This window comes from Pseudomonas sp. FP597 (genome assembly GCF_030687435.1).
Lineage (GTDB): Bacteria > Pseudomonadota > Gammaproteobacteria > Pseudomonadales > Pseudomonadaceae > Aquipseudomonas > Aquipseudomonas lactucae.
On the sequence record NZ_CP117432.1, the window covers coordinates 4,334,486 to 4,361,373 of the forward strand.

A 26,888-nucleotide genomic window follows, 5' to 3' on the forward strand; every position below is an offset into this window, starting at 1 on the left:
AAACATAATCAGAAGGCCTGCCGTGCCCTGTTGATTACTTCTTCTTTTTCGGGGCGATGACCATGATCAGTTGGCGTCCTTCCATCTTAGGATGCTGTTCGACCGAACCGTACTCGAGCAGGTCAGCTTCAACCCGCTTGAGGAGTTCCATCCCCAGCTCCTGGTGGGCCATCTCACGGCCGCGGAATCGCAAGGATACCTTGGCCCTGTCCCCATCACTCAGGAAACGTACCAGGTTGCGCAGTTTTACCTGGTAATCCCCTTCCTCCGTCCCTGGACGAAACTTGATTTCTTTTACTTGAATCTGCTTCTGGTTTTTCTTCGCCGCAGCAATCTGCTTCTTCTTCTCGAAGATCGACTTGCCGTAGTCCATCACCCGGCAAACAGGCGGGACTGCGTCGGCGGAGATTTCCACCAGGTCCAATTTGGACTCTTCAGCGATACGAAGCGCTTCATCAATCGAGACGATGCCAATCTGCTCGCCGTCAGCGCCAATTAACCGAACCTCGCGTGCCGAGATATTCTCGTTGATCGGGGCTTTCGGTGCAGCTCGTTTATCTTGTCTCATTTCACGCTTAATAATAATTACTCCGAATCTGGGCGACCACGCCGGGAAACCGCTTGCGCGAGGAACTCAGCGAACTGGGCGACGGGCATCGAGCCCAGGTCAGCACCTTCACGAGTACGCACAGCGACAGTCTGCATCTCGACTTCCCGATCTCCGATAACCAAAAGATAGGGAACCTTGAGCAAAGTATGCTCGCGGATTTTAAAGCCGATCTTTTCATTTCTCAAGTCGGACTTGGCACGAAATCCGCTTTCGTTGAGAGTTTTTTCAACTTCAGCGGCAAAATCTGCCTGTTTATCAGTGATATTCATGATCACTGCCTGGGTCGGAGCCAGCCACGCAGGGAACGCGCCCTCGTAGTGCTCGATCAGGATACCGACGAACCGTTCGAACGAGCCGAGGATCGCCCGGTGCAGCATAACCGGGTGTTTGCGGCTGTTGTCTTCGGAAACGTATTCGGCTCCCAGACGGATCGGCAGGTTAAAATCGAGCTGCAGGGTACCACACTGCCAGACGCGACCAAGGCAATCTTTCAGCGAGAACTCGATCTTGGGACCGTAGAAGGCGCCCTCGCCCGGCTGTAGATCGTACGCAAGGCCCGCGCTGTCGAGCGCTGCGGCCAGTGCCGCTTCGGCGCGATCCCACAGCTCGTCGGAACCGACACGTTTTTCCGGACGAGTGGACAGCTTCATTTCGACTTCGGTAAAGCCGAAATCGCGATAAACGTCCATGGTCAGCTTGATGAACGCGGCGGATTCGGCCTGCATCTGCTCTTCGGTGCAGAAGATGTGGGCGTCATCCTGAGTGAAGCCGCGCACACGCATGATGCCGTGCAGCGCACCCGATGGCTCGTTACGGTGGCAGGCACCGAACTCGGCCAGGCGCATCGGCAATTCGCGGTAGCTCTTCAGGCCTTGGTTGAACACCTGCACGTGGCATGGGCAGTTCATCGGCTTGATGGCGTAGTCGCGGTTTTCCGACTGGGTGGTGAACATGTTGTCGGCGTAGTTGGCCCAATGCCCGGATTTCTCCCACAGGCTGCGGTCAACGACTTGTGGCGTCTTGATTTCCAGGTAACCGTTTTCGCGCTGAACCTTGCGCATGTACTGTTCAAGCACCTGGTACAGGGTCCAGCCGTTCGGGTGCCAGAACACCATGCCCGGCGCTTCTTCCTGGAGGTGAAACAGGTTCAGGCGCTTGCCGATCTTGCGGTGGTCGCGTTTTTCGGCTTCTTCGATGCGCTGGATGTAGGCCGCCAGCTGCTTCTTGTCAGCCCAGGCGGTGCCGTAGATCCGCTGCAGTTGTTCGTTTTTCGCGTCACCACGCCAGTAGGCACCGGACAGCTTGGTCAGCTTGAACGACTTAAGGAAGCGCGTATTCGGCACGTGCGGACCGCGGCACATATCGACGTATTCTTCGTGGTAATACAGACCCATGGCCTGCTCGTCCGGCATGTCTTCCACCAGACGCAGCTTGTAGTCCTCGCCACGGGCGGTGAACACGTCGATCACTTCGGCGCGTGGGGTGACTTTCTTGATTACGTCGTAATCTTTTTCGATCAGCGCGTGCATGCGCTGCTCGATGGCCGCCAGATCGTCCGGCGTAAAAGGACGCTCGTAGGCGATGTCGTAATAGAAGCCTTCGTCAATGACCGGGCCGATCACCATCTTCGCGGTGGGGTACAACTGCTTGACCGCATGGCCAATCAGGTGCGCGCAAGAGTGGCGAATGATCTCCAGCCCCTCTTGATCCTTGGGCGTGATGATTTGCAGGCTGGCATCGGAAGTGATCAGGTCACTGGCGTCGACCAGTTTGCCGTCGACCTTGCCGGCCACGGTGGCCTTGGCCAGGCCGGCACCAATGGATGCGGCGACCTCGGCTACGGAAACCGCATGATCGAATGAACGTTGACTGCCGTCGGGAAGAGTAATAGTTGGCATGGCGCCTCCTCTCCTAGTGGTGACCCCTACCAAAGGTCACGTGGGTTGGGATGAGCCAGTACAAGATCCAATACCAGGCCGTTCAAATGATGAACGCCTGCCTTACAGCGGCAGGAGCCTTTCGGCCAACCGATAATCGAACCAGAGTGACTGGAGTGAACTGAAAAGAACATGGCAAGGCGGCAAATAGCGCACCCGTAAGAGCCAGGGCAACGATGCTAGCACAGATGAACGGTCATCGCGCCGACGCCCACTGATGCGAAGACAAAATAGCGGCAAAAGTGAACTTGGGCTGTACGCAAGCCCTCAAACCCACTGAGAATCGCCGTTCGTCCTCGACCCAAAGGAGCATCCTCATGATGCGTTTTACCTCTACCCTCGCTCTAGCCGCTTCCCTGACCCTGCTTTCCCTCGGCGCACACGCTGCGGCCCCGTCGAACTGGCCTGCCGGTGCCCGCGACAGTTTCGTCAAGGATTGCAGCGCAGCCGCCAGCCAGAACGTGGATGCCAAGACCGCCAAAGCCCACTGCGAATGCGGCGCCGACAAGATCAACGCTGAATTGAGCACCGCCGAAATCAAGGAGCTGATGACCAATCAGAACGCCAGCCCTGAGCTCAAAAACAAAGCTGTAGCGGCTATTTCTTCCTGCAAAGTCGTGAAGAAAAAGTAAGAACGACCCGCGATCAGACGGATTTTCAGCCGTAAAAACAGCCTGAAAACTGCCATTTCTCACAAATTACGCAGCTTTTACGGCTTTTTTTACCAGCTGATATTTCGTGCGAAAGCCCCGTAAATCGGGGCTTTCAGCCAACACAGCCCCTAAACGCAACGCTATTGATTAGCAAACAGTGCCTTGGGGGGGCTCCCAAGTCGAACATTTCGACTATGATAGCCCGGTGTGCCCAGTTGGCCTGAGCAGCACAGCACTACTGAAAATATATGTTTCTTGGAGATACACCATGTCTAATCGCCAAACCGGCACCGTTAAATGGTTCAACGATGAAAAAGGCTTCGGCTTCATCACTCCTCAAGGTGGCGGTGACGACCTGTTCGTACACTTCAAAGCTATCGAAAGCGACGGTTTCAAAAGCCTGAAAGAAGGCCAAACCGTTTCCTTCGTGGCTGAGAAAGGCCAAAAGGGTATGCAAGCTGCACAGGTTCGCCCAGAGTAATTTCTGCGCCGATCTAAAAAACCCCGTCCATGTGACGGGGTTTTTTATGGGCGCTGCAAAAGCCTGGAAGCGATCAGCCGCAATTGACGCGCGTAATCACCAGATTGTCGTCGGTATTGAGATTGAGGCGATCGGAACGGTATTCCAGCGTGATCATATCGTTGGGCTTGAGGATCCGCGCGTTCTGCGCACCGGCACGAGTACGGGCCTGTTCCAGCAACTGCGGCGAAGCCTTCTGGCCGACGGTGAATTCGGCGGCCTTTGCCTCACAGCGGCTATGGCCGGCGTCGGTCACGGTGGCGTCTTTGCCTGGCTCAGAGGCACCCGGGGTGCTGCAACCCGCCAGGGCGAGTGCTGCCAACAAAGTACCGAATGATGCGAGCTTCCAAGGCATGAAGCCTCCTAATGATAAAAAATGGACAGAGATCGTGCGACAGCGGTCTGATAGATTGGTTTCAAGACGTAAACCGTCGATGGGCAAGTCTGCCTGAGTCTCGACAGGCATTCGCCCAGTCAATCGTGACCAGATATGAACGTAATCAATAGATATCAATGTAGTCAAAGGCAGGCTTTGGCCAATTCTGCTTCAGCGCGTTGAAAATCTGCATGACCCAGACCTCGTCGCTGGCGGCCACGTTACCGACATAGCCGGAGCCCTTGGCCCAGGTCTCCAGACGGAACAGCAGGCCGCCGATATCAGTGCCGCCCACTATCCCGGAAGAAATATAGGCGATACCCGCCTTGGTGACACGCAATTGAGTATGTTGATCGTCGCTGGCGCTGGCGAGCAATTGACGCACGTTATCCAGGGTCAGGTTCTCGGGATTGTTCAAATCGATCTGCACGCGGTGTTCCCCGGCCATTAAACAATGGGCCAGTGTCGCACAGCGCGGGCCTCACTTCGAAACACTTCATGCCTAAGTAGCAGTGCCAAATACTGCGCAAAATGCTTAACTGCGCCCGTTAGAGCCGCATTCCAGCGCATTGCCCCGCATTCTACCCGTGAGACTTTCATGACCACCGTAACGCTCCAAGCCGATATCAAAGCCAAATGGCCCCTAGGACAAAGTTCCTACAGCCCCGGCAGCCCGGAAGAATTGGCGATCATCGGTATCGACCTGCTGGTCAAGGAACTGGGCACTCAAGCCGCGCAGGCGTTCATAGGCCAGGTATTCGAGAAATACCCGACCGATCACCAGGGCGCGCACAACCCCGAGCGCGGATAAGAGCCGGTCGACGAGCGCCGACCGGCAGGGGATTTACTTCAGGCGCGCCAGGCGCTCGGTCAGCAGATCGAAAAAGCCCTGGGCGTCGCCGCTTTCAACCCAGAATGCGTTCTTCGGCTGTTTCAGGCCATCGTACCAATCAACGATGGTTTGGCCGAAGGTCGGGCCTTCGCGACTGTCCACCACGACGTTGACCTCACGCCCGCTGAACAGCGATGGCTTGAGCAGGTAGGCAACGACAGTGGCGTCGTGCACAGGCCCACCCGGGATACCGTAGTGCTCCATGTCCCCTTTGACGTATTCGTTGAGAATATCGCCAACGATCTTGCTCGCGTTATTCTTGATATCGGCGATCTGCTTAAGCCGCGCCTCACTGGTCAAGACCTTGTGGGTCACGTCCAGTGGCAGGTAGGTCAGCTTGACGCCGCTCTTGAGCACAATCTCGGCCGCGATCGGGTCGGCGAACAGATTGAACTCGGCCACCGGCGTGATATTGCCACCGTTGAAATGCGCGCCGCCCATCACCACCACTTCCTTGATGCCCTGGGTGATTTCCGGGTCCTGAGTCAATGCCAGCGCAAGGTTGGTCTGCGGACCGAGCATGGCGATCGTGATGCTGTGAGGTTTGGCTGCGCGAAGGGTCTTGATCAGGTAATCAACCGCGTTACCCTCGGCCAAGCCCTTTTTGGGTTCGTGCACGGCCACACCGGAAATGCCTTCCTTGCCGTGGATATTCTCGGCATAGATCGGTTTGCGCAGCAGTGGCGCCGGGGCACCGGCGTATACCGGGATGTCCTCGCGCCCCGCCCACTCGCGGGCCAGGCGCGCGTTGCGCGAAGTCTTGTCCAACCGCACATTGCCGGCCACGGTGGTCAGCGCACGGATGTTCAATTCGTCCGCAGAGGCCATGGCGAAGAGCAAGGCCACTACATCGTCGGCGCCTGGGTCGGTGTCGATGATCAGATCGATTTTTTCCGCCGCTTGGGCGCTGGCTGCTGTGAGCGCGGACAAAAGCAGGACACTCCGAAACAGATTTCTCAGGATGGGAAGACCACGTTGCATAAAACACTCCTTGTCGTTGGGGAACTCTAGAACGTTACGCCGGACACCAGCGCGATATTGCAATAAGGCTGGCATTCGCCCGTGCGCACAACGGCCCGCGCCTTGCGGCTGAGCTGCTTGAATGCGTCATGACTCACCAGACGCCGCTCACCGAGGGCAGCCTGGTCGGTCAGGGTGTTCAACTCAGCCAATGCGGGCGGCTGCTTGTGCAGGATTTCTTCGGCCAGCACGTGGCTTTCAACCTGCATTTCACTCAGCACAACACGCAGCGTGCCGATGAAGTCAGGAATGCCCTGGGTCAATGCCAGGTCAATCAATTCGACACCCGGCGGCACCGGCAGACCGGCATCGCCGATCACCAGGATATCGCCGTGCCCCAGGGAGGCGATGACGCGCGACAGGGCAATATTGAGCAGCGGAGTCTTTTTCATGGCACAAAACCTTGTACGTCGAGCAGCGTAGGAATGGAGGGTTGCGCACCGGCGCGAGTGACCGACAGCGCCGCCGCGACCTGGCCGAAACGGATGGCCTCGGCTTCGCTCTTGCCATTGGCCAGCGCCGCGCAGAAGCCGCCGACAAACGTATCGCCGGCGGCAGTGGTATCCACGGCCTGGACCTTGGGCGCAACCAGCTGTTCAAAACCCTGGCCATCAGCAAACAGCGCGCCTTGGGCCCCCAGGGTGATGATGACTTTGCCGGCACCCGCCTTGATCAACTCGGTTGCCGCACGCTTGGCGCTGTCGAGTGAGTCGACGGTCACGCCACTGAGCGCGGTGGCTTCACTTTCGTTGGGAATCAGGTAATCGATCAAGGCGTACCACTCGGCGGGCAGCGGACCACTGGCCGGCGCCGGGTTGAGGATGACCGTCTTGCCCAGTTCGCGACCGCGCTTGAGGGCATACCCCACGGTGTCCATCGGCACTTCCAGCTGGCAGACAATTACCTGCGCCGCCTGCAACACCGCGTCAAACGCCTGCAGCGAGGCTGGCGTCAGTTCACCATTACTGCCGGCGACGATGACAATGGCGTTCTGGCTGCTGTCATCCACCACGATCAAGGCGACGCCACTGGAGCCGTCCACGGTACTGACCGCCTGGCAATCGATGCCTTCCACCCGCAACGCATCCCGCAGTTGAGCGCCGTATGCATCGGTACCGACGCAACCGATCATTGCCACTTCGGCCCCCAGGCGAGCAGACGCGACAGCCTGGTTGGCGCCCTTGCCGCCCGGCACTGTCGAGAACGTCTGGCCGATCAGGGTTTCACCGGCACGGGGCAACCGGCTGGCGCGGGTGACCAGGTCCATGTTCAAGCTGCCTATAACCACTACTTTTGCTGGCATACATCAATACTCATCAATTCGGTTCAGCGGTATTGGGCGAACGCACCGGCGACGGGCGCCGTCGACTCACGCAATACGATGCTCGGCGTCACGATCCGTTGATCGATCGGCAGTTGGGGTGTTGCGATTCGTCGCAGGAGAAGCTCGGCCGCCGTCTCGCCCAGTTGCAGGATCGATTGCCCGACCGTAGTCAGCGCCGGGTACACATAACGGCCCATTTGAATGTCATCGAAACCGATCACCGACAGTTCGCCGGGCACGCGGATATTACGCTCCGCAGCCGCACGCAACACGCCGAAACCAATCATGTCGTTGCTGGCAAAAATCGCGCTGGGCGGGTTCTGCGCCAACAGCTGCACAGCGGCGGCGTAACCGCCGGTGCTGGTGAAATCACTTGCCTGGATGCGATGGGCCGCCACGTCGATACCCGCCTCGCGCAACGCACGCTGATACCCCGCCAGACGCATCTGCGCCACGCGGGTATGCGCCGGGCCGCCAATGCAGGCGATGTCACGATGCCCCAGCTCGAGCAAGTGCCGGGTCGCCAGGTAGGCGCCCTCCTCGTGATCGATACGGACCAGGTCGACATCAATCCCATCCAGTGCCCGGTCGACGATCACCATGGGCGTGCGCACCGCGCTCAAGCCTGCCGCCAACCCACTGTCGTCGCCGCCCACCGAGGTCACGATCAGGCCGTCGATGCGTTTTTCGAGCAACACGCGCAAATAGCTGCGCTGCTTTTCTGCGTTGTCGTCGGAGTTGCACAGGATCACGCAGTAGCCGTTACGCTCACAGTAATCCTCGATGCCGCGCGCCAACTCCGCGAAATACGGGTTGAGGCTGTTGGGCACCAGCAAACCGATGGTCGCCGTAGTCTTGGCCTTGAGCGAGCGCGCCACCGCACTGGGCACGTAGTCGAGCTGCTTGATCGCGGCTTCAACCTTGATGCGTACCGGCTCGCTCACAGGGCGCGTCTTGTTCACCACGTGGGATACCGTGGTGTAGGAAATACCTGCAAGCGCCGCCACATCCTTGATCGTTGCCATGGTTCAGCCCCGCCGACTGGCGCGCTGACTGCGGTAGGTATCGAGGACCACGGCAATCACGATCACCGCACCGGTGATGATGCGTTTGGTCGGCTCCGTGGCACCGATTTGCGCCAGGCCCGCGGCCAATACCGAAATAATCAACACACCGAAGAACGTACTGATCACCGAGCCACGCCCGCCCATCAAACTGGTGCCGCCGATCACCACCGCGGCGATCACTTGCAGCTCCAGGCCGGAGCCGGCGTTCGGGTCCGCCGCTTCGAGTCGCGAGATCTGGAACAACGCCGCCACACCTGCGAGCAGGCCCATGAGGCTGAATACCAGGATCTTATAAGGCTTGGGATTGATACCGGCCAGGCGCACGGCTTCCTCATTGGTGCCGATGCCGATCAGGTAGCGACCGAATACCGTACGCGTCAGCACCAGTTGCGCAGCGATGATCACCAGCAACGCGATGATAAAGGATGGCGAAATACCGAACGCAATCGGGTTGGACAGCCAGGCGAACGAATCACCGATATAGGCCGTGCGCGAACCGGTCATCTGGTACGCCACGCCACGGGCCATTTCCAGCACGCCCAGGGACACGATAAACGAAGGGATGCGCCAGGCCACAGTGATCGAACCGGTAAGGGTACCGGCCAATGCCGCACAGCCCATGCCGAGCACGGCGGCAGGCAACACGCTCCAGCCCCAGCTCAGGATCGCCACGCTGACCGCCGATGCCGCCAATGCCAGCACCGAGCCGACCGACAGGTCGATGCCGCCGATGATCAGGATGAAGGTCATGCCAACCGCCAGCACCATCAAGTCCGGAATCTGGTTGGCCAGGGTGCTGAATGTGTCGTAGGACAGGAAGTGGTCGCTGAGCACCGAGAACAGCGCGATCATCGCCAGCAACGCGCCCGCCAAGCCCAGGTAGGTGCCCAGGCCGTAGAAGTTGCCGCCAGTTTTACCGGGGGAAGTTGTGGTTTTCATGGGGTATTCCTAGGCGCGGCATCGTTGAGCAGCGCATCACGTTTCTGATAGCCGGCAAACGCGGCGGCGAGCAATTCGTCCTGGGTCCAGCTGTCGCGCTCGAAGGTGTCGATCAAGCGACCGGCTGACAGCACACCGATGCGATCGCAGATCAGCATGAGCTCGCGCAGGTCGCTGGACACCACCACCAACGCTTTGCCCTGGCGGGTCAGTTCACCGAGCAAGGCATAAATGTCGAACTTGGCACCGACGTCGATACCACGCGTCGGCTCATCGAACAGCATCACCTGGCAGTCGCGCTCCAGCCAGCGGCCGATCACGACTTTCTGCTGGTTACCGCCCGACAGCTCGGACACCAATTGCGCCGGGCTGGAACTGCGGATGCGCATGGCGTCGACCTGACGCTTGGCCAGCGCGGTTTCGTCACGGCGGTTGACGATGCCGCCAGCGGAAATTTCCGGCATGTTGCCCAGCGCGATATTCGCACTGATGGATTGGGTCAGCAGTAAACCTTCGCCCTTGCGGTCTTCGGTGATCAGAGCGATGCCATGGCCCACCGCGTCCACCGGCGAGCGGATGCTCACCACCTGCGCCGGCGAGCCCAGGGCGACAGTGCCGCTGTCGGCCTGGTCGGCGCCGAAGATCAGGCGCAGCAATTCGGTACGGCCGGCGCCAATCAGTCCGGAAATGCCATAGATCTCGCCGGCACGCACTTCAAAGGAAACGTCGCAAACCTTGTCCGAGCGGGTCAGGCCTTTGACCGTCAAGGCCGGGCCACCGATGGTCCGGGGGCCCAGGTCGATGTGTTCGCCCAATTCGCGGCCGACCATCAAGGTCACCAGCTGCTCGCTGTTGTAATTGGCCATCGGCTCGACACAGACCAGCTTGCCGTCACGCAGTACCGCAATGCGTTGCGCAACACGCGCCAATTCTTCGAGCCGGTGTGAAATGTAGATGATCGCCACGCCGCGGGCCTGCAGGCGGGTGATTTGCTCGAACAGCATCTCGACTTCACGGGCCGTGAGCATGGCCGTGGGTTCGTCGAGGATCAGCACATGGCAGTCGCCGATCAGGTTGCGGGCGATCTCGACCATTTGCTGGTGACCAATGCCCAGGCTGCCGACCAGGGTGTCCGGGTCGATGGCATCCAGGCCGACCTGGGCCATGGCCTCGATGGCGGCCTTGCGCAGTTGCTTGCGACTGATCCAGCCAGCGCGGCTGGGCAGGTTATGCAGGAACAGGTTTTCAGCCACGGTCAATGTCGGCAGCAGGTTGAGTTCCTGCATGACCATGCGCACGCCGAGCTCTTCAGCCTGGGTGCGGCTGGCGGGACGGTAGTCCTGACCATTGAATTGCATGTGCCCGGTGGTCGGCACGACCAGCCCGCCGATGATTTTCGACAAGGTACTTTTGCCTGCGCCGTTTTCACCGGTCAGCGCGAGCACCTCCCCACGATTGAGCGTGAGGGTGATGTCGGACAGAACCGGTTGGGCATAGGTCTTACCGATACCGCTGACCGAGAGGACAGCGTTCGGGGCGGAAGATGACATAGGAAAATCTCCAGGCGTCCGCCCAGGGCGAGCGGACGCTGTTGGGTACCGCGAGAATTACTGCTTGATGACGAGTTCGACCGGGGTTTCGATCACGCCGTCGGTGGCATCGACTTTCTCACCCTTGACCAGCTTGAGCGCGTTCTGGATACCGAACACGGCTTGTTGTGCAGCGGCCTGGTCGGCGGTGGCCAGCACGCGACCGTCCTTCAGCATTGGCTTGATGGCTTCGATATTGTCGTAGCCCACGACCAGCACTTTGCCAGCCTTGCCGGCTGCACGAACGGCGGAGACGGCGCCCAGGGCCATGTTGTCGTTACCGGCCAACAGCGCCTTGAGATCCGGGTATTCGCTGAGCATGGCCGACGCGACTTTCTGGCCCTGGTCGATTTCCCAGTTACCGGATTGGGTGGACACGATCTTCATGCCGGCAGCGTCCATCGCATCCTTGAAGCCTGCGGTGCGCTGTTGGGCGTTGGTGGTGGTAGGTACGCCTTCGATGATGCCGACCTTGTCGCCCGCCGCCAGTTGCTTGGCCAGATAGTCACCCACCAGCTTGGCGCCTTTGCGGTTGTCCGGGCCCACAAACGGGATATCGAGTTTTTTGCTTTTCAGCACGTCCGGATCCAGGCGGTTGTCGATGTTGACCACCTTGATACCGGCGTCGGAAGCTTTCTTCAGCACGGTGACCAGTGCCTTGGAATCGGCGGGTGCGATAACGATGGCATTGACCTTGGACAGGATCATCTGGTTGACGATGTCGATTTGTGCGCTGGTGTCGGTTTCATTCTTGATGCCGTTGGTGATCATGTCGAAGTCAGCGGCGTGAGATTTCTGGTAGTCCTTGGCGCCCTCTTGCATGGTCACGAAAAATTCGTTGGCAAGGGACTTCATCACCAGGCCGACCTTGGGTTTGGCGGCGGCGTCATCAGCGAATGCAGAGGACAGGGGTAGAGCGGCGGATGCGGCAGCAAGCACAGCGACAGCAAGAAGACGTCCTGCAAATGGCAGCTTCATGGGTGTACTCCGATCTTATGATTATTGTGAGCAACGCCTGCACCGAAGAACGCTTCGGCAGCCCGCCCACCCGGGAGGCTGATACGAGCGTTCACGCCGACTCGGGGAGCCCTGCGTGAAACATCTCGCAAACGTTTGCGTTGATCGAACTATGCGAACCTTGTCGAGTTTTGTCAACGGGATAAAACAACCTTTCATGCACGGCCCCCTTCTCTCGCCCCACCTGGCGGCCATCCTCACTCCTTCCCCGCGATGCGATTGTCCGAAACGACAGACGTCGACGTTTAACCCAGGACTTTTCCATCAGACTTTTCGGGCAACCGAACACAATCCCACCAGTTGTTCGGAAAGCCGGACATGCGCTGGGAACGACACATACAAAAACCAGTATAAAATCTTATAAATCAATAGGTTAATTTAAATTCACAAACCTGTTCGGCCTGGTACGGATTCTGCTCCTAACCCTGCGCTCGTGGCGCTCAGAATCGCCCGGGTGTTCTAGATGAACCGGCTACAGCACTCATCAAAAACCAGAGAGAAGAATAATGAAATCTGCACTGAAGAACTTTGTTCCGGGCGCGTTAGCCCTACTGCTGCTGTTCCCCGTTGCCGTCCAGGCAAAGGACGTTGAATCCAAGACCAAATTGTCCAACGTGGTGATCCTCGCCACCGGCGGCACCATTGCCGGCGCCGGCGCCAGCGCGGCCAACAGCGCCACCTACCAGGCGGCCAAGGTCGGTATCGAACAATTGATCGCCGGCGTTCCTGAGCTTAGCCAGATCGCCAACGTGCGTGGCGAGCAAGTGATGCAAATTGCGTCCGAAAGCATCAACAACGAAAACCTGCTGCAACTGGGTCGCCGCGTCGCCGAGCTGGCTGACAACAAGGACGTGGATGGCATCGTGATCACCCACGGCACCGACACCCTGGAAGAGACCGCCTACTTCCTCAATCTCGTGGAAAAAACCGACAAGCCTATCGTTGTCGTCGGCTCGATGCGCCCAGGCACCGCCATGTCGGCCGACGGCATGCTCAACCTGTACAACGCCGTCGCCGTGGCAGGAAGCAAGGATGCGCGCGGCAAGGGCGTCCTGGTAACCATGAACGATGAGATCCAGTCGGGTCGCGACGTCAGCAAGATGATCAATATCAAGACCGAAGCGTTCAAGAGCCCATGGGGCCCACTGGGCATGGTGGTTGAAGGCAAATCCTACTGGTTCCGCCTGCCAGCCAAGCGTCACACCATGGATTCGGAATTCGACATCAAGACCATCAAGAGCCTGCCGGACGTTGAAATCGCCTACGGCTACGGCAACGTGAGCGACACCGCCTACAAGGCCCTGGCCCAGGCTGGCGCCAAAGCCATCATCCACGCCGGTACCGGTAACGGTTCGGTGTCGTCCAAGGTGGTTCCTGCCCTGGTCGAATTGCGCAAGCAAGGCGTGCAAATCATCCGCTCGTCCCACGTGAATGCCGGCGGCATGGTGCTGCGTAACGCCGAACAGCCTGACGACAAGTACGACTGGGTCGCCGCCCTCGACTTGAACCCGCAGAAAGCGCGGATTCTGGCGATGGTCGCCCTGACCAAGACCCAGGACAGCAAAGAGCTGCAACGGATGTTCTGGGAGTATTGATGCCTGACTGACCCCGACTGGGGTGAGGGAGCGAACGCCCTCACCCCATTGCGCTCGCTTCGACAACGCTCCCGCCTTACACCAAAATTCCCGAATAGCTATCAGACGAACTTCTTGAAATTTAAGTAGTTGCGAAATCACCTACAGTTAAATACTGTATGTGCGTACAGCTTATCAAGGAATACTCCGTGGCAAAGTCCTCTTCCGCAGTGCCAACCCCACCCGACGCCTACGAACGCCTGGCCATTCGCGTGCAAAAAATCATCAATTCCACCAACGCTCAAAAAGCCAAGGCCGCCCTGATCTTCCGATTGCCGGATGAGCCAGAGGATGAGTGGCAGCGCTTGCTGGAGGAAATCGCGGAGAACGATAACGTCACCCTCGCCTATCGGGACGATGGCGGTGTGCAGATTTTCTGGGTTGTGCCGAAGGAAGATTGACTCAATGAATGCGCGTTTTATTGCATTGTGTTGCCTGTTTTTTGCCTTCAGCGCCCACGCCCAGGCGCCCCGAACGTTCACCGAAGCCAAGAAAATCGCCTGGAAACTCTACGCGCCACAATCCACCGAGTTCTATTGCGGCTGCAAATACACCGGCAACCGCGTAGACCTCAAGGCCTGTGGCTACATTCCACGTAAAAACGCCAACCGCGCGGCACGTATCGAGTGGGAACACATCGTGCCGGCCTGGCAGATCGGCCATCAACGTCAGTGCTGGCAGAACGGCGGGCGCAAGAACTGCACACGCCATGACGACGTGTTCAAGCGCGCCGAAGCCGACTTGCACAACCTGGTGCCGAGCATCGGCGAGGTCAATGGCGACCGCAACAATTTCAGTTTTGGCTGGCTGCCAGTGCAAACCGGTCAGTACGGCTCATGCCTGACCCAAGTGGACTTCAAGGCCAAGAAGGTCATGCCGCGCCCTTCGATTCGCGGAATGATCGCGCGTACGTATTTCTACATGAGCAAGCAGTACGGGTTGCGCCTGTCGAAACAGGACCGCCAGCTGTACGAAGCCTGGAACAAGACCTACCCGGTGCAACCCTGGGAGCGCCAGCGCAACCAGACCGTGGCTTGTGTGATGGGGCGCGGCAATGCGTTTGTCGGCCCGGTGAACCTCAAAGCCTGCGGTTGAACAGGGGCGGCACTGCCGCCCAAAGGGCCTGTTACTGCGCGGACTTGTGCTCGATGATTTCAGACACGGTGTCGTTCTTCTTGGCCCGGGCCATTTTTTCGTTGAGCAGCGTCTGCTTGGCCTCGGCCTCGGCCCTGGTTGCGAATGGGCCCAATAACACTTCGTCCTTGCCGTCGACCTTCACGATGTAAAAATTGAAACCATGTTCCAGCAGCCAGGCGGTCAGGTCGGTGATTGCCTGAAGCTTATGGTCTGGCGGCCCTACCCGCAGGTCCCACTCCTGAGCGGCAATCGCGCCGGTTTGTGGCTGGCTTTCGGTCGTGGCAGGCTTGGTCTTCGGAGCGTCGACACGTTTGCCTTCACCACAACCGGCCAATGCCAACACCGCCATTGCCATCGCTACTTTACGCACTGCCCTGCTCCTTAAAGGATTAAAGAGGCGACTTTATCATTCGCTGTCTATTCTGGCCGTCATAAACCTTGGCTTAAACAATGCGAATGATGTATCCCAGACCTGTATGATGCCGCCATGGGAATTAATGTCGCCTCTATGCGTCCTAAAAGAGGCAGTCACAGGGAAGCGCTTAGCAGTAAGCTACACACATCCGACACCTGCCCTGTCCAAACATGTGTCCTTAAAAGTAATCAAGGAGAAGTCCATGCTGATACTCACCCGAAAAGTCGGTGAAAGCATAAACATCGGTGATGACATCACGATCACCATCCTGGGCGTCAGCGGCCAGCAAGTTCGAATCGGCATCAACGCCCCCAAGGATGTTGCCGTGCATCGTGAGGAGATTTACCAGCGCATCCAGGCGGGCCTGACGGCGCCGGACAAAAACCAGACGCCTTGAAGCGCCTTCAGTAGCCAGCCTTTTCGTTCATTGTAACGGCTGGCGAAAACCTCTTCGAACGCTGCGTCCCTGCGCTACGTGACCTGGTTTCATCCGCAAGATCCTCCCGCCGCAAGATAAAACTGCCTCATGCCTGGAACTTGTTGTGGTAGTCGCAGACGAATCCACTGACGGACATCCCGCCATCTCCGTGTGCGTTCAGGAGCACGTCGATGAGGCCAATCACCGCACAACCCTTTTTTCAACGTTCATGGATGATCACTCTACTGATCGGGCTCGCCGTTCTGAGCCTGGACTATGCGCTGTGGCGCGTATTGAAAGACGCAGGCGTGACCCGCTCGCATGCCTGGCTGGACTTGGCATTGCTGCTGTGCGGCTATCTGTTCCTGTTTTGCCTGAGGCCCATCCACAAGCTGGTGCATCGCAGGTTGTGCCGCAGCCATCCGCGGTAGTCCCTGAGGGACCGTTGAAGACTCGTTGTCGGATCGCCGGTATTTACAGCTGCGCAGCAGGACCTATTCTTGAGTGTGTTTGCACAGTCAGTAGAGGTGCTGAAGCCGATGGATACCCTCAGTAAAAGCCAGATCGAAGCTGAATTGGCGGCACGCCTGCCCAGCTACCAGGTGACCTGCACATTGCACACCGACGGCACCCTCTCGGCAGTGCTCAGCGGCCCGAAAACCGATCACTTCGCCGTGACCGGTATCGTGCGCGCGCACTATCGAGGCGCCGAAGCGATCTCGCGGCTTGCCAACGAGATCCTCAAGGAGATGGTGCTGTCACGCCAGAGCATGCGCAGTGATCGAATGCAGGCACCGCCGAGTCCTGCCACCTGCGAAATAGGCCGGGCCCGGTAACGGGTTCGGCTTTTTGTATCAGCCTGTCACCTGCTGCAAACGCAACAAACCCTGGGCGTCACGCATGGCCTGCATCCCCTCATAACCGTCGATAGACGGATGCTCGGTGAGCATGGGCTTGAGATGCGTCGACGTCACGACCATCACATCCGCCCCCGCCGCCTCCCCGGCCCGAATGCCCACCGTAGCGTCTTCAAACACCAGACAATCCTGCACCGGCACCCCCAGACGCGCGGCCCCCAACACATAACAGGCGGGGTCCGGCTTGCCGATGGCCACGTCTTCAGCGGTGACCAGCGCCGCCGGCGCCTCGATCCCCGCCGCTTCAAGCCGACGCAGCGCCAGATCCCTGGGCGCAGAGGTGACCAGCGCCCACTGGTCAGCGGGCAGGCGCTTCAAGAATTCGATGGCCCCGGGAATCGCAACAATGCCTTGCACATCGTGGATTTCAGCCTCGGTAATCCACTGCGCCTCAACCTTTGGATCGACGCCGGGCAAGGCTTGGCGCGTGATGGTATCGATCGCGCGGGCGCCATGAATGGTCGTCAGGAACGCCGCCACATCCAGCCCGTGGCGTTCAGCCCAGATGCTCCACACCCGCTCGGCGGCGGCGATGGAGTTGAGCAACGTCCCGTCCATATCGAACAGGAAAGCGCGGTAAGGGCGGGCAAAGACAGCTGATCCTCGGATGGACACTGCGGGACTTCCTCGTGGGCTGAAACGAATAATCGGCCCGATGCAATCTACGGATCACCTTATGACTTGTAAACGCTGCGCGGGTGTCGCGCAGCCAATGATTACAAACTTGTCATCCTCCTGTTGGTGAGCTGTTCGGGTCGCCTGGTTACCGTGAATGCACTGCCGGACCTGGCAGCCAACCCTTCAAGAGAGCAACTTTTATGAAACTGTTTATCCTCGGCTTTACCGCCCTGCTGGCTACCGGCTCCGTGTTTGCGGCTGACAACAATACGGTCATCCACGACAAAACCGGTTTTTTCGTACACTTGGATATGGCCAAGGTCCTGTCGAGCACCGACACTTACGGCCAATGCGGTATCGTCCCGGCGCGTCTCGACTACCTCGACCACCAGGGCCGCGAGCACGTCCTGGACTACCAAGTGCAAGGCACCGGCTGCGCCAGTGACAATTGATCGGGCTACACTGGCGCCACGTACTGAATCAGGATATTTCCCATGAACATCCTCGTTGTCGAAGACGAACCCAAGGCCGGCAATTACCTGCTTAATGGCCTGCAGGAACTGGGTTACTCCGTAAGCCTGGCCCGTGATGGTGTGGACGGCTTGCACCAGGCGCTGGAAACGCCGTTCGACGTGATCGTGCTGGATGTGATGATGCCGAAGATGGACGGCTGGGAAGTACTGCGCCGCCTGCGCAAGGAAACCGACACACCGGTGCTTTTCCTGACGGCTCGCGATGACATTGCCGACCGCATCAAGGGCCTGGAACTGGGGGCTGATGATTACCTGATCAAGCCCTTCTCCTTCGCCGAACTGGTGGCGCGCCTGCGCACCCTGACCCGTCGCGGCCCGATCCGCGAAGAAGAGCAACTGCACATCGCCGACCTGCAAATCGATGTACTCAAGCGCCGCGTCACCCGCGCCGGCACCCGCATCACCCTGACCAACAAGGAGTTCGCCCTGTTGCACCTGTTCGCCACCCACCAGGACCAGGTGCTCTCGCGCTCGCTGATCGCCTCACGGGTATGGGACATGAATTTCGACAGCGACACCAACGTGGTGGACGTGGCCGTCCGACGCCTGCGCTTGAAAGTCGACGACCCGTTCCAGCTCAAGCTGATCCACAGCGTGCGGGGCATCGGCTACCGCTTCGATACCCAGCCATGAACCCGCGCCGTCATTATTCGCTGACCCTGCGCCTGGCGCTGATTTTCGCGCTGCTCGCCTTTGCCCTGCTGGCGACCCTGGGCGTGGCACTGTACCGCGAGCTGGAACGCGAGCTGATCCGCCGCGACGACGCGCAGTTGATCTCGCGCGTGGACCAACTGCGAAACCTGCTCAACGACAGCAATACCCTGGACTTGATCAAGACCAAGCCGGAACTGTTCCAGAACATGCTGGGCAACCGCGAGTCGGTGCTGAGCATCGCCGCACCCGGCCAGAAACCGCTGCTGTTGGTGAACCCCGCCAATATCGACCTGCCCGCGATCACGCCGGTGCCCAAGGATCATGTGTTGGCGCTGAGCGACGTGCAGCATTTGCCGGGTATAAATGGCGTGCCCTTCTCCACCCTGGCGGCCTCCATCGACTCCGGCGACCTGGGCAGCCTGCAAGTCACCAGCGGGCGCCTGATGACCGAACGCACCGCCATGCTCGCCAGCTACCGGCTGAGCGTTTATGTCCTGGCGAGTATCGCCGCGATTATTCTCGCGCTGGCGGGCTATCTGCTGGTCTATCGCGGTCTGCTGCCATTAAGGCGCCTGGCCCGGCATGCCGAGGGCATCGGTGTCGGCAACCTCACCGAGCGCCTCGACAGCCACGGCGCGCCGAAAGAGCTGCTGCCGATGATTGACTCGTTCAACACCATGCTGGAGCGCCTGGCCAAGGGTTTTGTGCAACTGGGCCAGGTGTCGACCGACATGGCCCACGAACTGCGCACGCCGATCAATAATCTGCTGGGCGAAACCCAGGTCGCCCTGCAACAGAACCGCAGCATCGAGGGGTATCAGCACCTGCTGGCCTCCAATGTGGAAGAGCTTGAGCGCCTGGCGCGGATGCTCGACAACATGCTGTTTCTGGCACGCACCGACCCGGCTGCCGCCCTGCGCCAGCGCCAGGCGCTCAGCGCGGCCGATGAAGTGGAGCGTATCGCGGATTACTTTGAAGGATTGGCAAGCGATGTGGACATGAGCATTCATGCCACGGGCGAAGGCGTGATCTGGGCCGAACCGATGCTGCTGCGCCGGGCCCTGGCGAATCTGTGCGCCAATGCCATCAAGTATGGCGCACCTGGTTGCGAGTTGGTGATACAGGCCACCCCAAGCGCCGAGGGCATTTACCTGCGGGTCAGCAACAGCGGTGAAACCATTGCCGCCGAGCACCTGGCGCGGCTGTTCGAGCGGTTTTATCGGGTGGATGAGTCACGGGAGCGTTCGGCCCAATCCAACGGCTTGGGCCTGTCCATCGTGGCGACCATCATGCAGTTGCATAACGGCCGGTACAGCGTCACCAGTGAAAACGGAGTGACCTGTTTTGAGCTGTTTTTCCCGGCGCGCGAAGGGTGAGGAGCCGCCGATTCAATCGAAGGCGCCGTTGAGTACTTCGTAAATGATGCCAGACGCGATGGCTACCAATATCAAGTCCGTGCCCGCCTGTTGCCACTCATACCCATCGTAATGAGGCAAGTGTCCCACTAAACGCCCATCCAGTTTTTTCGCGATGCCCGGCGGCAGAGGCTTGCCGCGTGCCAGGTTCTTCTGGATACCCGGCGGCAAAGACGGGCCCGGGCTCCAGTAGTCGCGATAACCACCCAGCACATTCAGCACGCTGCCACGGTCGACACTGGGGCCGTGGCTGCTCGAACCGCCTTTGCCTTTGGACTTGTCATGCCCCTGCCCGCCCTGGCCATTGCCCTTGTTGTTGCCTTGTCCCTTGCCATTGCCTGGATCAGCCAGCGCCATGCCACTCCCGGCAAACAGCACAAGCGACAGCACGACAGACACGAATTTCAAAGACTTGATCATGGCGATTATCCAAGGCGGGAGCGTAGTTGAACTCTAGTTCAAGTTGGCGCGCCACGCGCAGAATCAACTCACCTGACCGCCCACTTCCAGCACATCCACTGATGTACTCCACGCCGCACAGACTGCGATACGCAGGCCCTCCACCAGGCTTGGCAGCGCCATCAACGCCTCGCAGGGCACATGGATAAAACCACTGCGCACCGACGTGCCGGCCAGCACATGCTGCAAACGGTAGAACACCTGATTACAGACAAAGGTGCCTGCCGTCTGCGACACCGACGCCGCAATCCCCGCCTCGCGCACGGCCTTGACCATGGCCTTGATCGGCAGCGTCGAAAAATACGCCGCCGGGCCACCGACCACCACCGCCGTGTCGACAGGCTGCTCGCCCAGATTATCGGGGATGCGCGCGTCGTTGATATTGATCGCCACCCGCTCCATGGAAATCTCGCTACGCCCCGGCGCCAGGCCCGTGGCAATCACCATCACCGGGCGCCATTCATCGATCAGTCGCACCAGGCACTCGCCTGCCGTGGCGAACGCGCAGGGCAGCTCACGCGCCACAATCATCACGTCTTCATCAATCATGCAGCCGTCCAGCAGGCGCGCAGCCTCCCAGGACGGGTTCACCGGGTCTCGGTCAAAGGGCTCGAACCCCGTCAGCAATACGGTTCGCATCCTGGCCTCACATCAACAGATAAAGCAGCACGATATTGACCATCAGCATCATCAACGCCGTCGGCAACTGCGCCTTGATCACTGCGTTCTTGTCCGGCAATTCCAGCAACGCCGCCGGCACGATATTGAAGTTGGCCGCCATGGGCGTCATCAGCGTACCGCAGTAGCCGGAGAACATGCCGATGGCCGCCATCACCGCCGGGTTACCGCCATAAATACCCACCAGCACCGGCACGCCGACCCCGCCGGTCATCACCGGGAACGCGGCGAAACCGTTGCCCATGATGACCGTGAACAGCGCCATGCCCAATACATAGACCATCACCGCCACCAATTTATAGTCCAGGTTGATATAGGTGGTGGTGACGTGCGCGACGGCCGTGCCGACCCCGGCTTCATTGAACAACAAACCGAGCATCGCCAACATCTGCGGCAGCACCATGGCCCAGCCCAGGGCTTCGGTGAGGCGACGCGACTCGCGCAAGGCTTGCACCGGCGTGTCGCGGGTCAGCCAGCAAGCCAGGCCGAGGGCGATCAGGCAGCCGATACCCAGGGAAACGAAGGTGGTGTTTTTCGGGTCCAGCAGCGGCACGCCGCCGATCTCGGTGTGCTTGAGCAAGACCGAACCGATCACGGTGGTCAACGGGATGGCCAACGCCGGAATAAATAGCTTGTGCCCCAAGCGTCCGGCACTGGCGCGGGACGCTTTGTCATGCAGTTCGGCATGGATGCCACGGCCTACCCCGCCGAAGCCCGCGATCAACGCCATCACCACCACGCCCACGCCGATGGCCACCGACGGCAGGCGCTCGCCCAGCAAAAACGGCAGCGCGAACAGCAGCCAGAACACCGCACTGGACCAACGCTTGGGGTGAGTACGGTCCATCAGGATCATGCCGGCGGTAATCAACAGCAGCACCCCGGCCAGCCAGTACAGGTATTGAATCGAAATGATCATTGCGCGGCTCCCACCGGGGTAACGGACGGCGTCAGTTCGCGGGTCAGCCTTCGGTCAAAACGATGCAAGCGAATCGCATGGATGATAAACGCGCAGATCGCCGTGGGAATGCCCCACACCGCGATGTGCAGCGGTTCCACATCGATGCCCGAGCCCAGCAGGAAGGTGTGCATCAGCGCAATCGCACCAAAGGCCACGAAGATATCTTCACCAAAGAACAGGCCGACATTGTCCGTCGCCGCGCACATGGCCAAGACTTTGTGGCGCAGTTTTTCCGGCAGTTTGCCGTAGCGTTTTTCCGCCGCACCTTCGGCCATCGGCGCCAGCAGCGGACGCACCATCTGCGGATGCCCACCCAGGCTGGTCAACCCCATGGCCGCGGTGGATTCACGCACAAACAGGTAGATGATCAACAAGCGTCCGACCGTCGCCCGCTCAAACCGCGCGATCCAGTTCTGTGCATGCAGGCGCAAGCCATGGCGTTCCAGCAAGCCGATGACGGCCAGGGGCAACAACAGGATCAATTGCAGGGCACGGGTCTGAAGGAAACCCTCACCCATGCTGGCGAGAATCTTTTCCAGCGGGAAGTGAGCCGCAAGCCCGGTGGCGATCGCGGCAGCGGTGACCACCAACAACGGATTGAAGCGCAAGACAAAGCCAACCACGATCACAAGTACGCCGATCAACGGCCATAAGTTCACAACAGTTTGCATGACGGGAAGGTCCTATAAGTGCGCGCTGCGGCGCCGTTACAGCAGGATGTGAACAAAGGTTCACAGCAAGAAGTAGCGTGCAGTCGGCTCGGTTTTTATTGTTGACCCGGAAGGTCGAGCGTCAGTGGCGGCAACTTTGCTGCCTGGGGGCGGGGAGTGTCCAACAAGAAAAATTGTTGCTGCAAACCAATAAATTTTGTGGGGGATGGAGGGCCAGGACGCAGACAGGCCGGGAGTGTATCGGGCGCTTGATTGACCTGGTGCTCAGGTTATTGGAACGCTACCGATGGCCAATCAACGCATCAGAGCGTCACGGCGAAGACCATCGATTACCGATAGCCGTCCGGACTGGTTTTTCTAAGATTCTCACAAATATCACGCAGGACATCTGCCAGTGGGGGCTGTAACAAAAAGGATTTCATTTCCGAGACGTCGTCTTTGTATGAAGGGTCCGCGTTGACCCGGCGGTACTCGGACCTGCTCTCTTCGCTGAACGTGGGATCAGTCACCAGCCTTTCAAGCGTTAAGCCACGCTCGGGATTTCTCTCGTGGCATATCTGGAGTGCGGCTATGGCGGTGACCGCGACTTTTTCTTCGCTTTTCGGTTGAGCGGCGGTAGCTGCCTCGACGCTGGTGACGGCTGAAAGCAGTATCCACAGCCCCGCGTTTTTCCTTGAAAACACTTGTTTACTCCTGATTTCGGCAGGTGAATCGCTTTCTCACCTTATCGAGCGCGTAAGCGGTTGCCAAGGGATCGAGAATCTGGAAGTGAGCGCCGAATTGGCGTTCTGAGTAGGGTTTTGCAAAAGCTTTGCAAATCGCGGATCGAGTAGGAGGCGGATTTACATCCGCCGTCCTCTCACACCACCGTACGTACGGTTCCGTATACGGCGGTTCAGGTCATGCGGATAAGCCGTTGATCGTATCGAGTATCGAGACCAGTCCGAGCTGGTTCCACAGTTTCTTCGGCAGCGCCTGATTCATATGTGACGCTCCCGAGTTCCACCAAGGACCTCTGCCATTGAACGCTGATGTGCAAGCACGTCCTTCATGGATCCCCAGGCGCATCAGGTTGCGCGCCCTCGTAGAGGGCCGCTTCCATTGACGCCAGACGACACATCGAAGCTTACGTCTTACCCAACCGTCCAATTCTTCGAGTGGTTTCCTGCTCTGGCTGAGCTTGAAGTAACCCGCCCAACCACGCAGCACCGGGTTGATCCGCTCAATGACGTTAGCCATCTTGTGGCCCCGGGCTTTACGCAGCAGTGCTCTGAGCCGATCGCGTAGGCGATCCAGGCTCATCGTCGCCACTCTTAGTCTCGGCTGTTGGTGCCAGCTCATCCCATAACCCAAGTAGTCACAGGCCCAGGGCCGTGCCACACGGCTCTTTTCCTGATTCAACGTCAATTTCAGGTGTTGATTCAGGAAGCGTTCAACCCCGGCCAGCACACGCTCGCCTGCGCGACGACTACGCACATAAATGTTCGCGTCGTCGGCATAGCGTACAAAGCGGTGGCCCCGTCGTTCCAGTTCACGGTCGAGTTCGTTGAGCAGGATATTCGACAACAACGGCGAGAGCGGACCGCCTTGCGGCGTCCCCCTGCCGTCGGCTGGCGATCCCACCCGACATGACTCCAGCCTCGAGGTAGCGACGGATCAGCCTGAGCACTCGCTTGTCTTCGACTTGACGTTCGATGCAGGCCATCAATACATCGTGGTTGACTCGATCAAAGAACTTCTCAAGATCAAGCTCCACGCACCAGCGGTTCCCCGCCGCCACATGGGCGCGAGCTGTTTCGATAGCTTGGTGAGCGCTTCTGCCCGGACGAAAGCCGTAGCTGTAATCCGAGAACAGAGGGTCGAAGATCGGTGTGAGCTGTTGCAGCAAAGCCTGCTGGATCAGGCGGTCCACTACACTGGGAATGCCCAGCTGTCGCGTTCCTCCCTTGGGCTTGGGGATTTCAACGGCGCGTACACCTTGCGGGTGATACTCACCGGCCAGCAACCGAGCCTTGAGGATCGGCCAATACTGATTCGTGTAGTCCGCCAATTGCTCGACCGTCATGCCATCGGCACCCGGCGCGCCCTTGTTGCTGACCACACGGTGATACGCACGCTTGAGGTTGACGGGTGCGAGCACCCGCGCCATCAGCGTGTCCGGCTCCGCTTTCGTCCGCGCCACAGACGCCGCCGATACCTCTGCGCTGTCAGCCGTCATCCTCGGATACTGTCCGGAACTCGGAGTAACAGTTTTCTCTGGGAGAAATTTCTGCATTTCGGTATTCACGAGACTCTGACGCCTACCGGCGGCATAACCTGTTCAGCCCTTGATGACGTGGTTATTCGTCACTTACTACGGCCGGCTCGCTGACTTCTGCAGGTTCATCCCGTCGCCTCTCGACGCCCGGTAGCACAGTGGCAAACCTACAGATCTCCCAGGGTAATTCGCGCGACCTTCCTGCTTATGCCTGTCGGATCTACGTCGTAGCGTTCCGTGCAAGTATTGGGCTTTAACGATTTGCGCCGTCTTACCCCGCTACGCCGCCTCTATCCGCTTCCTGTTCGTCAGGCCAGCATTTTGCCTCGGGCTTCCTTCAGATTCGCAGTCACCCGCGACACCCTTGCCTCTGGCTAACACTTCCCCTTGCCGGGTGTGTAGAGGACTTTCACCTCCAAGTCACCAGCGTGGCCACCACAGCCAAGCTGGTTGCGCTTACGCGCAACGCGCCATGCCTGGCGCACACAAAAAAGGGCCCACCTTTCGGTGAGCCCTTCTAGACCGCCCAGCAGAGCGGATTTTGTTTGGTAGGCGCGATTGGACTCGAACCAACGACCCCCACCATGTCAAGGTGGTGCTCTAACCAACTGAGCTACGTGCCTGCTGTGAGGCGGCATTCTACGGAATTGCGCAGGGGTGTCAACCTCTTTTTTGCAGCTAACCCTATGAATATGCGAATTTTTTATTTTCGCCTGGCACACTCGCGTTTTTTCGGTGGCTGGCGGGCAATTTTCAACTCAGGTAGGATCAGCGCACTCGTAAAAAATATAAAACAGAGGTTCCAGGATGGCGAACACCCCCTACCCCCAGTCGTATTACGCCGCGTCCGCCAACGCGGTTCCGCCTCGTCCGGCCCTGCAAGGTGACGTTGAAACCGATGTGTGCGTGATTGGGGCCGGCTATACCGGGCTGTCCAGCGCGCTGTTTCTGCTGGAGAACGGGTTTCGCGTGACGGTCCTGGAAGCGGCCAAAGTGGGTTTTGGTGCGTCGGGGCGCAATGGCGGACAGATCGTCAATAGCTACAGCCGCGATATCGATGTGATCGAGCGCAGCGTCGGCCCGCAGCAGGCCCAGTTGCTGGGACAAATGGCCTTCGAAGGCGGCAGGATCATTCGTGAGCGCGTCGCCAAGTACCAGATCCAGTGCGACCTGAAGGACGGCGGCGTGTTCGCCGCGCTCAACAGCAAGCACATGGGCCACCTGGAATCGCAGAAGCGCCTGTGGGAGCGCTACGGCCACACCCAACTGGAACTGCTGGACGAACGCCGCATCCGCGACGTGGTGGCCTGTGATAATTATCTTGGCGGCCTGCTGGACATGAGTGGCGGGCATATCCACCCACTCAACCTGGCGCTGGGCGAAGCGGCGGCGGTGGAATCGCTGGGTGGCACGATCTACGAACAATCGGCGGCGGTGCGCATTGAGCGCGGCGCCAACCCGGTGGTGCATACCGCCGAAGGCAAGGTCAGGGCCAAGTTCATCATCGTCGCCGGCAATGCCTACTTGGGCAACCTGGTACCGGAGTTGGCGGCCAAATCGATGCCGTGCGGCACCCAAGTGATCACCACCGCACCGCTGGGTGATGAACTGGCCAGGACATTGCTGCCCCAGGACTACTGTGTCGAGGACTGTAACTACCTGCTCGACTACTACCGCCTCACCAGCGACAAGCGTCTGATTTTCGGCGGCGGCGTGGTGTATGGCGCGCGCGATCCGGCGAATATCGAGGCGATCATCCGGCCGAAAATGCTCAAGGCCTTTCCGCAACTCAAGGATGTGAAGATCGACTACGCCTGGACCGGCAATTTCCTGCTGACCCTGTCGCGCTTGCCACAGGTGGGCCGACTGGGGGACAACATCTACTACTCACAGGGCTGCAGCGGGCATGGCGTGACGTACACGCACCTGGCTGGCAAGGTACTGGCGGAGGCGCTGCGAGGCCAGGCAGAGCGTTTTGATGCGTTTTCCGACCTGCCGCACTACCCGTTTCCGGGCGGGCAACTGTTGCGCACGCCGTTTGCGGCGCTGGGCGCCTGGTACTACGGGTTGCGGGATAAGTTGGGGTTCTGAGGATATGGAAAGGTTTGCCTGCGCTGCTATCGCAGGCAAGCCAGCGCCCACATTCACCGCGCCTGACTTAACATCAAATCGCAGAC

The 26,888-nt window shown here is 59.3% G+C and carries 31 protein-coding genes, 1 tRNA gene and 1 pseudogene; 13 read left to right on the forward strand and 20 right to left on the reverse strand.

Annotated elements, in window-relative coordinates:
- Window positions 1-34: 34 nt before the first annotated feature.
- Together infC and thrS are read right to left on the reverse strand one after the other, a co-directional pair.
- Window positions 35-586: a translation initiation factor IF-3 gene (infC, locus tag PSH66_RS19655; RefSeq protein WP_169850653.1), complete on the reverse strand. Its 552-nt coding sequence runs from the start codon at window positions 584-586 to the stop codon at window positions 35-37.
- Complete coding sequence (gene thrS, locus PSH66_RS19660) at window positions 586-2,508, reverse strand: threonine--tRNA ligase (RefSeq protein ID WP_003174977.1); 1,923 nt, start codon at window positions 2,506-2,508, stop codon at window positions 586-588. The genes infC and thrS overlap by 1 nt, the downstream gene beginning before the upstream one ends.
- Window positions 2,509-2,864: 356 nt before the next feature.
- On the opposite strand from thrS, the gene PSH66_RS19665 reads away from it, so the two are divergent.
- Both PSH66_RS19665 and PSH66_RS19670 read left to right on the forward strand, forming a co-directional pair.
- A complete protein-coding gene (locus PSH66_RS19665; protein WP_003174978.1) occupies window positions 2,865-3,179 on the forward strand; it encodes a hypothetical protein in 315 nt (104 codons plus the stop codon).
- Window positions 3,180-3,468: 289 nt separating this feature from the next.
- Complete coding sequence (locus PSH66_RS19670) at window positions 3,469-3,681, forward strand: cold-shock protein (RefSeq protein ID WP_003179963.1); 213 nt, start codon at window positions 3,469-3,471, stop codon at window positions 3,679-3,681.
- Between the two features lie 73 nt (window positions 3,682-3,754).
- Here the strand turns inward: PSH66_RS19670 and PSH66_RS19675 are convergent, their stop codons facing one another.
- Both PSH66_RS19675 and PSH66_RS19680 read right to left on the reverse strand, forming a co-directional pair.
- Entirely contained in the window at window positions 3,755-4,075 is a 321-nt protein-coding gene (locus PSH66_RS19675; RefSeq protein ID WP_003174980.1) for an I78 family peptidase inhibitor, read from the reverse strand.
- Window positions 4,076-4,220: 145 nt separating this feature from the next.
- Window positions 4,221-4,526, reverse strand: coding sequence for a hypothetical protein (locus tag PSH66_RS19680; protein WP_003174981.1), 306 nt, complete (start codon window positions 4,524-4,526; stop codon window positions 4,221-4,223).
- 168 nt (window positions 4,527-4,694) lie between these two features.
- Between PSH66_RS19680 and PSH66_RS19685 the strand changes: the two genes are divergently transcribed.
- Complete coding sequence (locus PSH66_RS19685) at window positions 4,695-4,907, forward strand: hypothetical protein (RefSeq protein WP_003174982.1); 213 nt, start codon at window positions 4,695-4,697, stop codon at window positions 4,905-4,907.
- Between the two features lie 33 nt (window positions 4,908-4,940).
- Here the strand turns inward: PSH66_RS19685 and PSH66_RS19690 are convergent, their stop codons facing one another.
- From PSH66_RS19690 to PSH66_RS19720, 7 genes are read right to left on the reverse strand one after another with little or no spacing between them, the layout of a single operon-like run.
- Complete coding sequence (locus tag PSH66_RS19690) at window positions 4,941-5,969, reverse strand: nucleoside hydrolase (RefSeq protein WP_003174983.1); 1,029 nt, start codon at window positions 5,967-5,969, stop codon at window positions 4,941-4,943.
- A 26-nt stretch (window positions 5,970-5,995) separates the two neighbouring features.
- Window positions 5,996-6,400: a D-ribose pyranase gene (gene rbsD, locus PSH66_RS19695; protein WP_003174984.1), complete on the reverse strand. Its 405-nt coding sequence runs from the start codon at window positions 6,398-6,400 to the stop codon at window positions 5,996-5,998.
- Entirely contained in the window at window positions 6,397-7,311 is a 915-nt protein-coding gene (gene rbsK, locus PSH66_RS19700) for a ribokinase (RefSeq protein ID WP_003174985.1), read from the reverse strand. The genes rbsD and rbsK overlap by 4 nt, the downstream gene beginning before the upstream one ends.
- A 23-nt stretch (window positions 7,312-7,334) precedes the next feature.
- Window positions 7,335-8,357, reverse strand: coding sequence for a LacI family DNA-binding transcriptional regulator (locus PSH66_RS19705; protein WP_003174986.1), 1,023 nt, complete (start codon window positions 8,355-8,357; stop codon window positions 7,335-7,337).
- A 3-nt stretch (window positions 8,358-8,360) separates the two neighbouring features.
- The gene (locus PSH66_RS19710) at window positions 8,361-9,338 is read right to left on the reverse strand and encodes an ABC transporter permease (RefSeq protein WP_003174987.1); all 978 of its coding nucleotides are present in this window, start codon (window positions 9,336-9,338) and stop codon (window positions 8,361-8,363) included.
- Window positions 9,335-10,888 (reverse strand): sugar ABC transporter ATP-binding protein, encoded by a 1,554-nt coding sequence (locus PSH66_RS19715; RefSeq protein ID WP_003174988.1) that lies wholly within the window; start codon window positions 10,886-10,888, stop codon window positions 9,335-9,337. The genes PSH66_RS19710 and PSH66_RS19715 overlap by 4 nt, the downstream gene beginning before the upstream one ends.
- Before the next feature lie 57 nt (window positions 10,889-10,945).
- Window positions 10,946-11,905, reverse strand: a complete 960-nt coding sequence (locus PSH66_RS19720; protein WP_003174989.1) for a sugar ABC transporter substrate-binding protein — start codon at window positions 11,903-11,905, stop codon at window positions 10,946-10,948.
- Window positions 11,906-12,450: 545 nt separating this feature from the next.
- On the opposite strand from PSH66_RS19720, the gene PSH66_RS19725 reads away from it, so the two are divergent.
- From PSH66_RS19725 to PSH66_RS19735, 3 genes are all read left to right on the forward strand, one after another.
- Window positions 12,451-13,539, forward strand: a complete 1,089-nt coding sequence (locus tag PSH66_RS19725) for an asparaginase (RefSeq protein ID WP_003174990.1) — start codon at window positions 12,451-12,453, stop codon at window positions 13,537-13,539.
- A 188-nt stretch (window positions 13,540-13,727) separates the two neighbouring features.
- Entirely contained in the window at window positions 13,728-13,979 is a 252-nt protein-coding gene (locus PSH66_RS19730) for a DUF1654 domain-containing protein (protein ID WP_003174991.1), read from the forward strand.
- A gap of 4 nt (window positions 13,980-13,983) precedes the next feature.
- Complete coding sequence (locus PSH66_RS19735) at window positions 13,984-14,673, forward strand: endonuclease (RefSeq protein WP_003174992.1); 690 nt, start codon at window positions 13,984-13,986, stop codon at window positions 14,671-14,673.
- 31 nt (window positions 14,674-14,704) lie between these two features.
- Here the strand turns inward: PSH66_RS19735 and PSH66_RS19740 are convergent, their stop codons facing one another.
- Window positions 14,705-15,070 carry an SPOR domain-containing protein gene (locus PSH66_RS19740; RefSeq protein WP_176156656.1) on the reverse strand — a complete coding sequence of 122 codons (366 nt, stop codon included), beginning with the start codon at window positions 15,068-15,070 and terminating at the stop codon, window positions 14,705-14,707.
- Between the two features lie 262 nt (window positions 15,071-15,332).
- Between PSH66_RS19740 and csrA the strand changes: the two genes are divergently transcribed.
- The 3 genes from csrA to PSH66_RS19755 all read left to right on the forward strand — a co-directional run bounded on the left by csrA (window position 15,333) and on the right by PSH66_RS19755 (window position 16,384).
- Entirely contained in the window at window positions 15,333-15,527 is a 195-nt protein-coding gene (gene csrA, locus PSH66_RS19745) for a carbon storage regulator CsrA (RefSeq protein ID WP_003192511.1), read from the forward strand.
- Window positions 15,528-15,739: 212 nt separating this feature from the next.
- Window positions 15,740-15,979, forward strand: a complete 240-nt coding sequence (locus PSH66_RS19750) for a hypothetical protein (protein WP_305427487.1) — start codon at window positions 15,740-15,742, stop codon at window positions 15,977-15,979.
- Between the two features lie 108 nt (window positions 15,980-16,087).
- A complete protein-coding gene (locus tag PSH66_RS19755; RefSeq protein WP_305427488.1) occupies window positions 16,088-16,384 on the forward strand; it encodes a hypothetical protein in 297 nt (98 codons plus the stop codon).
- A gap of 18 nt (window positions 16,385-16,402) precedes the next feature.
- On the opposite strand, the gene PSH66_RS19760 is transcribed toward PSH66_RS19755, so the two are convergent.
- Window positions 16,403-17,080, reverse strand: coding sequence for an HAD-IA family hydrolase (locus tag PSH66_RS19760; protein ID WP_305427489.1), 678 nt, complete (start codon window positions 17,078-17,080; stop codon window positions 16,403-16,405).
- Window positions 17,081-17,283: 203 nt separating this feature from the next.
- On the opposite strand from PSH66_RS19760, the gene PSH66_RS19765 reads away from it, so the two are divergent.
- The 3 genes from PSH66_RS19765 to PSH66_RS19775 are packed head-to-tail and all read left to right on the forward strand — an operon-like array spanning window position 17,284 to window position 19,646.
- Entirely contained in the window at window positions 17,284-17,535 is a 252-nt protein-coding gene (locus PSH66_RS19765; protein WP_305427490.1) for a DUF2790 domain-containing protein, read from the forward strand.
- A 42-nt stretch (window positions 17,536-17,577) separates the two neighbouring features.
- Complete coding sequence (locus tag PSH66_RS19770) at window positions 17,578-18,249, forward strand: heavy metal response regulator transcription factor (RefSeq protein ID WP_078733912.1); 672 nt, start codon at window positions 17,578-17,580, stop codon at window positions 18,247-18,249.
- Window positions 18,246-19,646, forward strand: a complete 1,401-nt coding sequence (locus PSH66_RS19775) for a heavy metal sensor histidine kinase (protein WP_305427491.1) — start codon at window positions 18,246-18,248, stop codon at window positions 19,644-19,646. Before PSH66_RS19770 ends, PSH66_RS19775 begins: the two co-directional genes overlap by 4 nt.
- A gap of 12 nt (window positions 19,647-19,658) precedes the next feature.
- On the opposite strand, the gene PSH66_RS19780 is transcribed toward PSH66_RS19775, so the two are convergent.
- The 7 genes and pseudogenes from PSH66_RS19780 to PSH66_RS19810 all read right to left on the reverse strand — a co-directional run bounded on the left by PSH66_RS19780 (window position 19,659) and on the right by PSH66_RS19810 (window position 25,334).
- Window positions 19,659-20,105, reverse strand: a complete 447-nt coding sequence (locus PSH66_RS19780; RefSeq protein WP_003175001.1) for an anti-virulence regulator CigR family protein — start codon at window positions 20,103-20,105, stop codon at window positions 19,659-19,661.
- A gap of 63 nt (window positions 20,106-20,168) precedes the next feature.
- Window positions 20,169-20,783 carry a pyroglutamyl-peptidase I gene (gene pcp, locus PSH66_RS19785; RefSeq protein WP_305427492.1) on the reverse strand — a complete coding sequence of 205 codons (615 nt, stop codon included), beginning with the start codon at window positions 20,781-20,783 and terminating at the stop codon, window positions 20,169-20,171.
- 7 nt (window positions 20,784-20,790) lie between these two features.
- Window positions 20,791-21,741 carry a DUF979 domain-containing protein gene (locus PSH66_RS19790; RefSeq protein ID WP_305427493.1) on the reverse strand — a complete coding sequence of 317 codons (951 nt, stop codon included), beginning with the start codon at window positions 21,739-21,741 and terminating at the stop codon, window positions 20,791-20,793.
- The gene (locus PSH66_RS19795) at window positions 21,738-22,454 is read right to left on the reverse strand and encodes a DUF969 domain-containing protein (RefSeq protein ID WP_003175004.1); all 717 of its coding nucleotides are present in this window, start codon (window positions 22,452-22,454) and stop codon (window positions 21,738-21,740) included. The genes PSH66_RS19790 and PSH66_RS19795 overlap by 4 nt, the downstream gene beginning before the upstream one ends.
- A 329-nt stretch (window positions 22,455-22,783) precedes the next feature.
- Complete coding sequence (locus PSH66_RS19800) at window positions 22,784-23,137, reverse strand: hypothetical protein (RefSeq protein ID WP_042944992.1); 354 nt, start codon at window positions 23,135-23,137, stop codon at window positions 22,784-22,786.
- Window positions 23,138-23,354: 217 nt separating this feature from the next.
- A pseudogene (gene ltrA / locus PSH66_RS19805) lies at window positions 23,355-24,767 on the reverse strand (group II intron reverse transcriptase/maturase).
- A 490-nt stretch (window positions 24,768-25,257) separates the two neighbouring features.
- Window positions 25,258-25,334, reverse strand: a tRNA-Val gene (locus PSH66_RS19810).
- A 184-nt stretch (window positions 25,335-25,518) separates the two neighbouring features.
- On the opposite strand from PSH66_RS19810, the gene PSH66_RS19815 reads away from it, so the two are divergent.
- Window positions 25,519-26,802: an FAD-binding oxidoreductase gene (locus tag PSH66_RS19815; RefSeq protein ID WP_305427494.1), complete on the forward strand. Its 1,284-nt coding sequence runs from the start codon at window positions 25,519-25,521 to the stop codon at window positions 26,800-26,802.
- Window positions 26,803-26,888 lie beyond the last annotated feature (86 nt).